General features: G+C 59.0%; 9 protein-coding genes and 1 tRNA gene. 3 read left to right on the top strand and 7 right to left on the bottom strand.

Translation table 11 applies throughout. From position 1 onward, the window contains the following. Nucleotides 1-42: 42 nt before the first annotated feature. Complete coding sequence (locus tag AC2TC0_RS05340) at nt 43-945, bottom strand: LysR substrate-binding domain-containing protein (RefSeq protein WP_484716487.1); 903 nt, start codon at nt 943-945, stop codon at nt 43-45. 952 nt (nt 946-1,897) lie between these two features. On the opposite strand from AC2TC0_RS05340, the gene AC2TC0_RS05345 reads away from it, so the two are divergent. Continuing rightward, nucleotides 1,898-2,737, top strand: coding sequence for a hypothetical protein (locus tag AC2TC0_RS05345; RefSeq protein WP_484716488.1), 840 nt, complete (start codon nt 1,898-1,900; stop codon nt 2,735-2,737). Between the two features lie 34 nt (nt 2,738-2,771). Here the strand turns inward: AC2TC0_RS05345 and AC2TC0_RS05350 are convergent. The 4 genes from AC2TC0_RS05350 to AC2TC0_RS05365 form a co-directional block, all read right to left on the bottom strand. Next, a tRNA-Val gene (locus tag AC2TC0_RS05350) sits at nt 2,772-2,847 on the bottom strand. A gap of 55 nt (nt 2,848-2,902) precedes the next feature. Continuing rightward, nucleotides 2,903-5,578 carry an aconitate hydratase AcnA gene (acnA, locus tag AC2TC0_RS05355; protein ID WP_484716489.1) on the bottom strand — a complete coding sequence of 892 codons (2,676 nt, stop codon included), beginning with the start codon at nt 5,576-5,578 and terminating at the stop codon, nt 2,903-2,905. A gap of 232 nt (nt 5,579-5,810) precedes the next feature. Beyond that, nucleotides 5,811-8,276: an ATP-binding protein gene (locus AC2TC0_RS05360; protein ID WP_484716490.1), complete on the bottom strand. Its 2,466-nt coding sequence runs from the start codon at nt 8,274-8,276 to the stop codon at nt 5,811-5,813. Next, nucleotides 8,273-8,524, bottom strand: coding sequence for a hypothetical protein (locus tag AC2TC0_RS05365; protein ID WP_484716491.1), 252 nt, complete (start codon nt 8,522-8,524; stop codon nt 8,273-8,275). The genes AC2TC0_RS05360 and AC2TC0_RS05365 overlap by 4 nt, the downstream gene beginning before the upstream one ends. A gap of 648 nt (nt 8,525-9,172) precedes the next feature. Here AC2TC0_RS05365 and AC2TC0_RS05370 point away from each other — a divergent pair. Continuing rightward, on the top strand, nt 9,173-9,952 hold the full coding sequence (locus AC2TC0_RS05370) for a hypothetical protein (RefSeq protein WP_484716492.1): 780 nt from the start codon (nt 9,173-9,175) through the stop codon (nt 9,950-9,952). Nucleotides 9,953-10,033: 81 nt separating this feature from the next. Beyond that, a complete protein-coding gene (locus tag AC2TC0_RS05375; protein ID WP_484716493.1) occupies nt 10,034-10,486 on the top strand; it encodes a CHRD domain-containing protein in 453 nt (150 codons plus the stop codon). A gap of 176 nt (nt 10,487-10,662) precedes the next feature. On the opposite strand, the gene AC2TC0_RS05380 is transcribed toward AC2TC0_RS05375, so the two are convergent. Then, nucleotides 10,663-12,030, bottom strand: coding sequence for an MATE family efflux transporter (locus AC2TC0_RS05380; protein ID WP_484716494.1), 1,368 nt, complete (start codon nt 12,028-12,030; stop codon nt 10,663-10,665). Beyond that, complete coding sequence (locus tag AC2TC0_RS05385; protein WP_484716495.1) at nt 12,027-12,989, bottom strand: TauD/TfdA family dioxygenase; 963 nt, start codon at nt 12,987-12,989, stop codon at nt 12,027-12,029. The genes AC2TC0_RS05380 and AC2TC0_RS05385 overlap by 4 nt, the downstream gene beginning before the upstream one ends. Nucleotides 12,990-12,997 lie beyond the last annotated feature (8 nt).

Below are 12,997 nucleotides of genomic sequence, written 5' to 3' on the forward strand. Positions count from 1 at the left end.
TCGTGTATTAACAGCACTTATAAATGAAAATCTATGGCGTTATTATTTCATAGATAGAGCCGGATTTGACCGAAGGCGATCCACAAGAAAATCATAGAACAAGCGAGTTCTTTTCGTAATTTTATTGCCTTCCGAATGCAATATACTAATTGGCACGATGTCTGTTGCGACATCAGGAAAAATGATTTTTAGTTGATTTAATTTTACATGATCATAAGCGTTGTGATGCATCATAATTGCAATGCCATATCCCGAAATTGCTGCATCTAAAACAACTCTTTCTGTATTAAATGAAAGAGATGGCTTAATTTTTAATGATGTATTATACAATGGAAAATCAAGCATTATTCCGCTGTCATTAAATTCAGATACAGATATAATTTTTCTAGAACTCAATTCGGAAGGATGTTCAGGGACTCCGTTCAGTTTGAAATATTCAGGCGATGCACATAAAACGTTCTTTGAAATACCAACTCGTGTCATTACGAAAAATGAATCCTCTAATTCACCAATTCTCACTGCGACGTTAATCTTTTCATTAACCAGATTAAGGTTTTTATCTGTAAATATCGTGTTTATCTGAACATCGGGGTACATTTGAGAAAATTCGGCGATCAATTGCACGAGAAATTTCTGACCAAAGTTCTCAGGTGCAGTTATCTTCAGTTTACCAGAAATATCGTTTTTATCTGATTTTACCTTTTGTTCTGCTTCGTAAATCGCATCTATGATAGCTTTACAATCGTTATAATACTGCTCTGCTGCTTCTGTCGCTTGGACGTTTCGAGTTGATCGTAGCAACAGACGGGATCCTAATTTGGTCTCCAGATTATTTATGGCGCGGGTGATCGTAGGCGGGCTTACTCCAAGAATATCAGCTGCCTTGGAGAAACTGCCGTGTTCAATCACTTTCATGAAAATGCTCATTTCCTCAAGCTTGCTCATATTGGCTCTTGATCTCCTGCATAGTTTTCTGGCGAATGCTCCGCTTTGGATTCGTTTGTTATTGCGGGTAGGTAACAGTTTGAATTTTTATTTCGGGCAATGGTGTTTTCCGAATATTGAAATAATGCCAACCAGACGGCACACGCGAGACGAAGCGGAGGTGTATCAGGTTGGTCAGTAAGGGTTGCAAGGGGCGCAATGTATCGATGGCGCGCATTGGCAATTGAAATCGTGAACTGTGATTGATGACGATGCAAGCGCGTTAGAGGCGTCCAGATAGATCATTAAAAAATAACGATATTAAGCTGGATTATGGTGTGTCTGCCTTTGCGATGCCGCAAACATCTGCCTAGCAAATAGTGGCTAAAATTGAGCCGGGCAGGACTCCAGTTGCGTCGATTGTTCGCCCGGCAGCTACCCGCAGTTTCCGAAGGAGCGCGCGGTTTCCTTCTAGGTCGCTCTGGCTGAATTTCGGAAACGGAGGCCGAGAGCCAAAAGAAACACATCCAAAACCGAGATAAATGCTTTTAATGAGCCAAAAGCCCAATCGCTCGAAGGAAATGCAGACTATTTTCTGTCTTCTACGGGTGATCCTTCAGTCCGTTACCTATCAGGAAATCAGTCTCTCTGCTGCTGCGCCCTTCCGCAGTGGCCGTTTCTCGTTTGAAATCGATGACTGTCCGCTCCTCTAACAGGATGGGTCAACAGCTTGCGAAGCAATATGGTTTGCAAGCGGCTGCCACCTTCTTGGGGGCGGCTCAATGCGATCTTCCGTCAGACAACAGACTAGGGCTCGTTCTCCCAAGGTCACATGGTGATGCTTTGGTTGCGGTTGGTGGGGGTCCGCATGCTTGATGGTCAGCGGCCTGAATTTCGGCACACCAGTAGTCGGCGTCCGATTGCGCCGTCTGCAGTTTCCAATTTGGGCAAAAGCCTGGAGGGAATATGCGTAATGCCGCGCATCGAGGTTGCAGATCGTGTCTGCCAGTCCCTGGCGCATCGCTTGCCGACGGCCAATCCGTCGAGACATGCTAGCCTGATCGCCGAGGCCATACGGCAACTGTTGGATGAGGCCGATTTCCATGACGAAGCTTCAAAGCGGTCCGCTGCTATCGGAAAGGTGCAACCCCAGTGTGCCAAAGCCGCCAAGCGGCTGGCGGCAAGGATCGTGGCATTGCTGGATTTCCTTCGCTGTCCGCACCGGCTGGTCAGGGTCGAAGGCCGGGCGCTTCTCCACATCATAAACGACCCAATATCCCTCGATATCTTCGAGTGGCTAGCTGGCGAGAATTGCGAGCACGAGGGCGCGCTTGAGGCAAAGCTCGAAGAATTGTCATCGTTCCTGTCGAGTTCTACGCGGTCCCAAAACGCTGATTGGCCATCTTGTATCTGGTCTGCCGTGCCGGATGGCCCAGTCGGGTCCGAATTGCTGTCGCGCCTTGGATCCCTTGATCACGGTCAGACAGGAACAAACCCCGGTTCGGGAGGACTCTTGAACCTAGCAAGGGCATTACGGAATTTGGGGATCCTGCAATCTCAGACCCTCAAGGTGGTCAGCGCAATCTGGGGTCAGGCGTCCTATTGGAGTACTGTATCGCGCTCACGTAATCAGGACTTGGTGCTTGAAGTCCTGTCTTTATCGGGGACTATGCAAATCGGATCACCCGAGTGGCAAGCCAACGCGGCATATGTCTTCGAGCGTTGGCATTTTCCGTTGCATTCCGTTTTCAGCAGGATCGTTCAGCTGGCGACGGCCGTGGGAGACGATCAGGTCTGGCACGATCGTCTGTGAAGCGCCCCTCGGAAAATAGGAATAGGCGGCTGTGTGGTGGGCGCTGACGGGCTCGAACCGCCGACCCTCTCGGTGTAAACGAGATGCTCTACCAACTGAGCTAAGCGCCCCCGTGCGGGGAGGCGGGCCATTGCCACAAGCCCGCCATTTTCGCAACCCTGCCTCCTAAGCTGCCAATTTTCTCAGCACATAGTGCAGAATGCCGCCGTTCATGAAATATTCGACTTCGTTCGCGGTGTCGATGCGGCAGAGGGTGTTGAAGGTAAAGGTGGAACCGTCTGGGCGAGTGACTTCGACCGTCACCGTCTGGCGCGGCTGCAGGTTGGCGACGCCGGTGATGGTGAAGCTGTCGTCACCGGTCAGGCCCAGCGTCTGGCGGGTCGTGCCTTCTTCGAACTGCAAGGGCAGCACGCCCATGCCGACGAGGTTCGAGCGGTGGATGCGTTCGAAGCTTTCGACGATCACCGCGCGGACGCCGAGCAAATTGGTGCCTTTGGCCGCCCAGTCGCGCGAAGAGCCGGTGCCATATTCTTTGCCCGCGATGACGACCAGCGGCGTGCCGTCGGCCTTGTGCGCCATGGCGGCGTCGTAGATGGGCATGACTTCGCCGTCGTAGCGGCTCATGCCGCCTTCGACGCCGGGGACCATTTCATTCTTGATGCGGATATTGGCGAAGGTGCCGCGCATCATCACGTCGTGGTGGCCGCGGCGCGCGCCGTAGCTGTTGAAGTCGGCCTTGCTAACCTGATGTTCCATAAGCCATTTTCCGGCCGGGCTGTCCGCCTTGATGCTGCCCGCGGGGGAGATATGGTCGGTGGTGATCGAATCGCCCAATATTGCCAAAGGCTTAGCGCCCACAATGTCGCTGACCGGGGCGGGGGTCATCGACATGCCGTCGAAATAGGGCGGGTTGGCGACATAGGTGGAGCCCGCGCGCCACTGATAGGTTTCGGAGCCTTCGACCTTTATCGCCTGCCAATGTTCGTCGCCGTCATAGACGCGGGCGTAGCGCGCCTCGAACATTTCGCGGCTGATGTTCGCGGTCATCAGATCGTGGATTTCGGCGTTGGTCGGCCAGATATCCTTAAGATAAACCGCGCTGCCATCGGTCGCGGTGCCAATCGGCGTCGTCGTGAAATCTTCGGTCACCGTGCCCTTCAACGCATAGGCCACCACCAGCGGCGGCGAGGCGAGGAAGTTCGCGCGCACGTCGGGCGACACGCGGCCTTCGAAGTTGCGATTGCCCGAAATGACCGAGGCGGCGACGATATCATTGTTGTTGATCGCCTTCGAAATCGGCTCGGCCAGCGGGCCCGAATTGCCGATGCAGGTGGTGCAGCCATAGCCGACGAGGTTGAAGCCCACCGCGTCCAGATCGGCCGAAAGGCCCGCGCGGTCGAGATAGTCGGTCACCACCTGGCTGCCCGGCGCGAGCGACGTTTTCACCCACGGCTTGGGCTTCAGCCCAAAGGCATTGGCCTTGCGCGCGACCAGCCCCGCGGCGACGAGGACGCTGGGGTTCGACGTGTTGGTGCAGCTGGTGATCGCGGCGATAACAACGTCGCCGTCGCCGATGTCATGATCCTTGCCCTCCACCGCGACGCGCTTGGCGCCGTCATGCTTGTACACGCTGGCGAGGTCGTCATTGAAGACATCGTCGACCTGCGTCAGGATGACCTTGTCCTGCGGGCGTTTCGGCCCGGCGAGCGACGGCACGACGCTGCCCATGTCGAGTTCCAGCGTGTCGGTGAAAACGGGGTCGGGCATGTCGGCCGACAGCCACAGCCCCTGCGCCTTGGCATAAGCCTCGACCAGCGCGATCGTGTCGGCGCTGCGCCCGGTGAGCTGCATATAATCGAGCGTTTTTTCATCGATGCCGAAAAAGCCGCAGGTCGCGCCATATTCGGGCGCCATATTGGCGAGCGTCGCGCGGTCCGCCAGCGTGAGCGAGGCGAGGCCGGGGCCATAATATTCGACAAAGCGCCCGACGACGCCCTTCGCGCGCAGCATTTGCGTGGCGGTGAGCACCAGGTCGGTCGCGGTGACCCCCTCGGCCAGCGCGCCCGTCAGCTTGAAGCCGACGACTTCGGGGATCAGCATGGACACCGGCTGGCCCAGCATCGCGGCTTCGGCCTCGATCCCGCCGACGCCCCAGCCCAATACGCCCAGGCCGTTGATCATCGTGGTGTGGCTGTCGGTGCCGACGCAGGTGTCGGGATAGGCCACCACCGCGCCCGAGGCATCTTCGCTGGTCCACACCGCCTGCGCGATATGTTCCAGGTTCACCTGGTGGCAGATGCCGGTGCCGGGGGGGACCGCCTTGAAATTCGACAGCGACTTTGACCCCCATTTCAGGAAGTCATAGCGTTCGCCGTTGCGGTAATATTCAATTTCGACATTTTGCTCAAAAGCTTTGGGGTGACCGAATTCGTCGACCATGACGCTGTGGTCGATCACCAGATGGACGGGGACCAGCGGGTTGATTTTCGACGTGTCGCCGCCCAGCCGTGCGATGGCATCGCGCATCGCGGCGAGATCGACGACGCACGGCACGCCGGTGAAATCCTGGAGCAGCACGCGCGCGGGGCGATATTGGATTTCGGTGTTGCTGGTGGGGTTTTTCTGCCAATCGACCAGCGCCTGAATGTCGGCGGTGGACACGGTAAAGCCGCCATCTTCAAAGCGCAGCAGGTTTTCCAGCAGCACTTTCATGCTGAACGGCAGGCGCGACACATCGCCCAGCTTTGCCGCGGCGCGCGTCAGCGAATAATAGGCGTAATCCTTGCCGCCAACGGTCAGCGTGTCGCGGGTTCCGAGCGTGTCTTTGCCGGTGGCGGTCATGTGGAAGTGCCCCTGTTATGCGCAGCGGCGGGAGAGTCGCGCGCGAATGAAAACCGGGCTTTCGCTTAGGCCGGAGGGCAGGGGGATGGCAAGGGGGGTGGGGGGGTGATGTTGGGTAGATGGCGCGGATCGTACGCGTTTGACGAGTGTGTAGTGATTTGGGTCGTTAGGCGTAATTCAATATCCAACGATAGCACTAACGCATTCAGGCAACCGATGCCCTCACAATCACCTACTGCTTCTGGCTAAGTGATTTGTAGAATTTTCTTGCCTGACCTTGAGCAGGCAGGAATTTGAAGCAGTCGGCATAGTTGTCGATAGCTTGCATTACGCCGAGTAATGCGCCGGGCGCAAAAGCTTGAGTCTGCCCAGTGCTCCAATGCGCCAGGAAATTCGCGCTGATCGTCGCGACCGCGATGTTCAGACCCTGAACTTGCGCAGCGTCAAGAACAAGCGAATTCGCATTTGCGTGCAATTTGACCTGGGCATCGATGGCACCAATGAGATGCCCTAGCATGCGCCTATCGTCGCTCAGTGCGATGTCCATTGGAACAGGGATGCGGCACCTTATGATGATCTCTTCCAGCACATATTCTAAATACTGACGGATGCGAGGTGCTGCATCCTGCGTGTTTCCGGCGTTGAGGAGGGCCATTGTCGCGTGGCGTACGAGATTTACTGCGTTAGATTGCGGCAACACCGCCGTTCGCGGTGTTCCCTCGATACGCTGATGTGACCAACCCGCAGTTCCCCCGTTGGTATTGAAGTATTTTTCGAGAAGCGTGTCGTGGCTCAGCAAGATGACCTGTAGCCCGTTCTGCACGATCGGCCGGCTGAAGCGGGTTCTAATCACCTCCATTAAATGGAATTGATGGCCAGCATCTAAGCTAGACGTCACATCGTCAAACAGAACGAACTTCGCGCTACCGCCGTAAAGTGACGCCGCAGCCAGATACACCGAAATTGCAAAGGCATTCCGATAGCTCTCGGACAGTACGGACTGTGCCGACACGTTTGCCAATTCATGAAAGTTCGCAAGAGAGATTTGTAGGTCTTCGGTCCCTGCTCGCTTGGAAATTGCAGGAACCACCCGATCGAAAATTATGTTCTCGAATATCTGCCGGCAGACAGGCTCGACGGCCTCAAGCCGACGCGATGCTGCGTCGGATTCTGCCTGAGAGAACGCGCCCGAAGCGTCGGTGAGAAAATTTCGCACTCTCTCAATCCTGTCGAGTTCGGAGGAGACCTCCGAAAGAGTAGCTAGAGATGTCTGAAAGCTCAGCAAGGCCGCCTGTAATCGACGCGCTGCTTCCACTTTTTCTGTAACGGCGACAAGCGACGGTGGTAGCTTCTGCTCCAACGCGAACTTCTCGGCAGTGACGGCGGCTAACGCATCGGCTATCCGCTGCCGAATAACCTCCAAACGGGCCTGCAAGCTGATGGCGGTCGCCTCGGTGAACTCACCGGACAAGATTTGTGCTTTCGCGCTGGCGATCAGTAGTTCTTCACCGGCTAGCTTCGTGGATCTCTCAACTTCCGCGAGGCGATCCCAATCGTCCGCCGCCCAAGTTTGGGAAAGCTTGGCGGACGCGGTGGTCACCGCATCATAGAGATCGATTTTTCCCTTTGCATATTCTAACACCGACGTGTCACCCTGACGATCACATGCGGGGCAGACTGTCTTGTCCATCCAATCTTCACGCCCGGTGATTTCTCGGGTCAAACGATAGAGGCGCAGAAATATGTCGCCCTGAGTTTGTTCGAGCGCGAAATCGCGCTCACGCGCGATTTCGACAAGCTGTGCAACGATCTCGGCTGTTGGGAGTGCTGCATTCGCCTCGGTCCAGCGGGTCTCCGCTTGTAGCAACACGGCCAACCGTTCCCTATCCGGCCCGCCTTCTGCTTCGCGCACAGAGATCAAACATTCCTCGGGCGATATCTCATCGAACGATTTCCCTTCGCATTTCTTTTGAATAAGCGGAATGTTGTGAAGGATCGCATGCGCTTTCGTCCGAAGCTCTTCGTTCGCCAGGCCCGGCGCTGGCTCTTCTCCCACAAGTGCGAAATAAGATTCGCGTATATTGGCTTGCGCTTGCCTAGTCTGCCGCTGGGCCAGCGTTTTTCGGCCGATCTTAGAGTTAAAGTCAAAATGGTTGTTGAAGGCTCGCGTGTTATTCAAAGTCTGTAATGACTGACGCAATGCAGAATAGCTTCCGAGTCCTAGGAGGCCGGAGAATGATCTACCACGATTGAGCGGAGTTTCATCGATGAAGCGCTGAAACGTCTTTGCATCGAGGAGAACGAACTCGCGATTCAATTCTTGCAATAGGGCTTCGCCGTCACGGCCGTCGCTTGTCGTGACCGACCGTGCACCGGCGGAATCCCGAGTAACCGTGACACTGATACTTGCTCCGCCTTGGTCGGGTCGGAGAGTAAGAACGATTGTCCCCGTGTTTCCCGGATGGAAGCGATTGAGATAGTAACTACTGCCACGCTCGGAAGCTGGCAGTGCTTCGAGCTTGGGAATTTCGGATGTTAGGGCATAAGTCACAGCCTCAAAAATTGAACTTTTGCCAACGCCGTTTGGTGCAAACACCGAGTTGACTTTTTCAGTGTGGAATTTGAGCTCTAACGGAGCGCCCGCGTTGTTGATACCGCGGAATCCTTCGATGGAAATCTGTTCGAGGAGCCAACTCATACTGAAGCCTCCCTGTCGTCGCCTGATTCCGGCGTTTCCTGATGTGCCGTTACTGCAGTGGCTGCATGCAGCGCATTCCAGATGACTGCGTTATCTATGACGCTTCCAGCTGCGAGCTGCGCAAGATAAGGCGAAAGCGCTGCGGCAAGCGGTGCATCCATCTGCCCGAGAAGCTGTGCGAAGTTGACTAGGTTCTCCCTTGTTCCCAAGCCATCGTCGATTCCAAATTCATATGTTTTTTTCGCCATATCGCCCCCTGCGGCCAGCACAATACATAACTAAATCTGCGTAACCAACGAATTAGTCAGAATCGATATGATCGCGCCGCGGTGATTCAGTGACTCGACAACCTTGACATTGTTCCCGATTTGTTCTAACGCGCTCGCCTCTTGGGTTGAGGGAAAAAGCCACCATGTTTACGCAAAAATCAGATGACCGAGGGTGGCAGGCTGAACGTTCGTCGAAGCAGCAGCCAGACACGATCGACTCGTCTGTCAATGAATTGCCGGATCGGTGGTGCTTCGGGCTTTCCAGTCCATACATTCAACGGTTGATTTTTCGCGCCGGTGAGCTCGATAACTTATGTATGCTTTGACGATGGCGCCACTTGTCCCAAACCCTCAAGCTCAGCTCTTTCTCTCACCACTGGAACGAGCAACCGTAGTCCTTCAGTCCAGCAGCGGTCGGCCAAGCTAGCGCAGCGCCCTTCGGCTCAACAAAAGCCAAACCCCGCGACAAGAGCTGCGGGTTGGACAGCTCCCGGCGATCCAAGATCATTCCGGGGGAATGATCGACCCGGCAACTGGGCGATGGAGAAAAAACTTCTTTCCTACACGAACCAAATAGGTTCATCATGCTCCCTCAATCTCACCAACTGATTCGGGAAAGGGCGGGGTATGGCGGGGAAGCGGGAGGCGGGGAAGCGGGAGGAGGCTAAGCGCGATGGGGGCAAGCTGGCGGCTTCGCCGTTGATGCCGGGGGCGCGGGTGCGCGAGGATGGGTGGACGAACGCGCGGACCAAGATGTTTCTGGGCAAGCTGGCGCAGACCGGCTGCGTCACCGATGCCGCGCGGGTGGCGGGGATTTCGCGCAATTCGGTGCGGCGGGCGCGGGCGCGCTATGCCCCGTTTGACAAGGCGTGCCGCGCGGCGCTGGCGCAGGCCCTGCGCGGGCTGGAGGCGGTGGCCTGGCAGCGTGCGGTCGAGGGGCGCGAGACCATCATCATCCGCAAGGGCGAAGAGGTCGAGCGGCGCATTTCGCCGTCCGACGCGATCCTGAAAATGCTGATCCAGCGCGGCGACCTGTCCGGCGTGGGGGTGTTGGCCGACGAGAGCGGCGCGGTGTTGCTGGACGAACGCGGGCTGCCGCTGGGGCCCGACGATTTTATCACGCGCGACGAGGATGCCGCGGGGTGGGGCTGGATCGACGGGCGCAAGACGCGGCAAGCGGCGGGCGCGCGCGCGCGGTTGATGGCCAAGCTGGATGCCATGGCGGCGCGCATCGGCGTGGAGGAACGCACCACGGCGCGCTGCCGCCGCTGTCACCAGCCGCTGGACGATGCGGTGTGGGCCGAAATTGTGCGGCGCGGCGGCGGGCGCGACCCCTATGCCGTGGGTGGCGGGGCGGAGAGCCAGGGCGCCGCCGCCGCCCCGGCCTGCGAAAATCACGCGCGGTGATCGCGGACCTTAATCCGATGACGGTGGTTAAGGCCCTGCAGGTGCGACGCGCATTTCGCGCGCATAGTGAAAGGAACCGTCATGAAAATGAACCCAATCCCCCTGCTGGCGAGCGTTGCCGGCTTTGCCGCGCTGGCCGGCTGTGCCACGATTGAAGAAACTGTCGCCGAGGAAACGGCCAGCACCTATTACGCCACGCTGACCGGCGCGCAGGAAGTGGGCGGGGGCGATCGGAACGGGTCGGGCAAGGCCGAAATATCGATCTCTGACAATTTCGGCCAAGTGTGCTGGGACCTGAACGATATCAGGGGCATCGGCCCGATCACCGCCGCGCATATCCATGTCGGCGCGCCCGGAACGAACGGTCCGCCGGTGTTTACCCTGCGGCCCGCCAACGAGGGCGGCTATAAAGGTTGCACCGATGGCGCGGAATGGACCCAGGACCGGATCGAGAGAAATCCGCAGCGATATTATGTCAATGTCCACACCGCGGAATATCCCAACGGGGCAATCCGCGGCCAGCTGCGCCCCTGAGCGCGAACCGCGACCCCGCGAAGCCCGGACTGCCGCTTGCAGGCCGGGCGGCGCGGGGTCGCCCCCCCCCCTTTCCAAATAGCGATCCCATCGCCAACATCGACCTGATCGGTGACCCGGCCAAGAATTTTGCGGTGATCATGAAGGGCGGGGCGGTGGTCAAGGGGGAGTGACCCCTACCAGCGCGCCAGTTTGATGAAGAGCGCGGTGCCGAGGCCCATGGGGACCATTGCCAGCGCCGAGAGCAGGAAGACGGTCCACAGCGGGGCGCCGGTGCTGACGAGATACCAGCCGCCGGTCAGCACGACCGTCAGGCGCAGCGCCTGCGCCGCGATGGCGCCGCCGACGCGGCCCGCGCCTTGCGAGGCGAAATAAAGGCAAAGCCCAAGCCCGAAGAAGCCATAGCTGAACCCCGCGATGCCGAGATAGTCATAGGCGGCGCTGCGCACCGCGGCGGCGTCGGTGAAAAGATCGACCCACAACCCCGGCGCGAACGCGGCGACGATGCCAAGCAATGCGAGCGCGGCGAAGGCGAGCCCGCCTGCGGTCCAGGCGATGCGCCGTGCGCGCGCGACATTGCCTGCGCCGATGGCGGTGCCGACCATCGGCACGCAGGCGACGCCGACCGAAAAGGCGATGGGGATGAGCAGAAATTCGAGCCGGACGCCGATGCCATAGCCCGCCAGCGCCTCTGCCCCAAAACGGGCGACGAGCGCGGTGAGGATGAGGATGGTCGAAACCGACAGGAGCGGCGAGAGCATCGCCACCGCGCCAACGCGCAGCAGATCGGCGATATAGCGCAGCTGCAGTGCGCCCGGGCTCCACACAAGGCGCAGCGGCGCGCGCGCGCTGCGCAGATGGATGAACAGCACGACTGCCGCCGCGGTGAAGGCGGCGACCTGGCCGAGCGCGACACCGGCCATGCCGAGCGGAGGGACAGGGCCGAGGCCCAGCCCGAAAGCGCCGCCGACCGCGACCTGCACCAGTCCCGCCGCCAGCAAGGTGGCAGCGGGGACGGCCATATTGCCCGCGCCGCGCGCCACCGATGCCAGCATATTGGTGACCCAGATGGCGGTGATCGCGAGAGCGGCGACATTGGCATATTGGATCGCCGACGCCAGCACGGCGCCGCGCCCGCCCATGGCGGCAAAGGCAAGCGGACCAAAGGCGCGCACCGCGAGGCTGAGCAGCAGCCCGAGCCCGAGCCCGATGGCGAGCGCGGCGAAGGCAAGGCCGCGCGCACGCGCCTGATCACCGCTGCCCAGCGCGCGGCTGATCGCGCCCGACACAGTGCCGCCCATCGCGCCGGCCGAAAGCATCTGCATCAGCATGAAGACCGGAAAGACCAGCGCGACGCCGCCCAAGGCCGCGACCCCCAGCGTGCCGACATAAGCCGTCTCGGCAATCGAGACGACCGTCGCCGAGCAGAGCGCGATGAGATTGGGCAGGCTGAGCCGCACCAAAGTCGACAGGATCGGCCCATCGCGCAGCAAGGCGGCGCGCGCTTGCGCGGCAGTCGGGGGAATGACGGTGGCTTCGGTCATGCCGCCACTTGCTGTGGGCCGGGCGGCGCAAAGCCGGGTTTGCGCCAGGGCGGATCGGCGATTTCGTGCGCGCCGCGCTCGACGCCGTCGAGATAGCCAAAATAGGAGGCAATCAGCCGCTCGCCGGGTTCTTCGATAGCTGTGCGGCCGTGCATGAAGCGGCTGTTGTCGAGGATCAAGATATCGCCGCTCTGCCAGCCGACGGGATAGGTAATCGGGTCCGCCGCTTGCTGGATGGCGTCAACAATCCAGTCGGGGATGATGCTGCCGTCGTCGAACAACGGCACATGATCATTGTTGAGATACAGCCGCGCGAAGAGGAGGAAATTGCCGAACGCCAGCTCGCCGCCAAAGAGCGTGCGGTGCAGCGCGGGGGCGGTGAAATAGCGCACGATGCCGCCCGGCAGGCGGCGAAAGCCATAGGGGCAGTGCGCGGGCGGGTTGGCGAGCAGGCCGTCGTCGGGTTGGGGTGTGCCGAGCCAAAAGGCGAGGATGGCGGGCGGCGCGGGCTGAATGTACAGCAGCGCGCGGTGCTCGAGCGCGGCGCGCACGGGCGCGGGCAAGCGGCGGACGAGTTCGACGCCGTCGCACCAGGTCGTCTGCCCGCCTGCGCGCGGCGCATCGAGGCAGTGGAAAAAGCACAGATCGGGCTTCCATGGTTCGCGCGACAATTCGGGGTGCAGCGGAAAGGCGTCGGTCCCAAGGTTGACCGACTGGATATTGTTCTGTTGGTCGAGCATCGCGCGATTGGGGCTTTGGTTGAAAACCGACACCGCGCAATATTGTTTGGCAAAGGCATTGAAGCTGGCCAGCCCGGCGGGATAGCCGCGCACAAGCACGGCAGAGGTGCGCAGTTGTTCGCCGATGGTCGCTGCGGGCACGGCGTCGAGGGTTTCGCCAGCGGCGGCCTGAACCAAGGTGAGAGGTCGGTCGGGATAGGGCCGCGAGACGTTGGGCATCGCCCATC

It is taken from the genome of Sphingopyxis sp. sgz302558, assembly GCF_057220455.1.

Bases quoted from the DNA above. Each gene is read 5' to 3' on its own strand.
- AC2TC0_RS05375 (WP_484716493.1), top strand. From the start codon at position 10,034: ATGAAAATGAACCCAATCCCCCTGCTGGCGAGCGTTGCCGGCTTTGCC.
- AC2TC0_RS05340 (WP_484716487.1), bottom strand. From the start codon at position 945: ATGAGCAAGCTTGAGGAAATGAGCATTTTCATGAAAGTGATTGAACAC.
- acnA (WP_484716489.1), bottom strand. From the start codon at position 5,578: ATGACCGCCACCGGCAAAGACACGCTCGGAACCCGCGACACGCTGACC.
- AC2TC0_RS05380 (WP_484716494.1), bottom strand. From the start codon at position 12,030: ATGACCGAAGCCACCGTCATTCCCCCGACTGCCGCGCAAGCGCGCGCC.
- AC2TC0_RS05365 (WP_484716491.1), bottom strand. From the start codon at position 8,524: ATGGCGAAAAAAACATATGAATTTGGAATCGACGATGGCTTGGGAACA.
- AC2TC0_RS05345 (WP_484716488.1), top strand. From the start codon at position 1,898: ATGCCGCGCATCGAGGTTGCAGATCGTGTCTGCCAGTCCCTGGCGCAT.
- AC2TC0_RS05370 (WP_484716492.1), top strand. From the start codon at position 9,173: ATGGCGGGGAAGCGGGAGGCGGGGAAGCGGGAGGAGGCTAAGCGCGAT.
- AC2TC0_RS05385 (WP_484716495.1), bottom strand. From the start codon at position 12,989: ATGCCCAACGTCTCGCGGCCCTATCCCGACCGACCTCTCACCTTGGTT.
- AC2TC0_RS05360 (WP_484716490.1), bottom strand. From the start codon at position 8,276: ATGAGTTGGCTCCTCGAACAGATTTCCATCGAAGGATTCCGCGGTATC.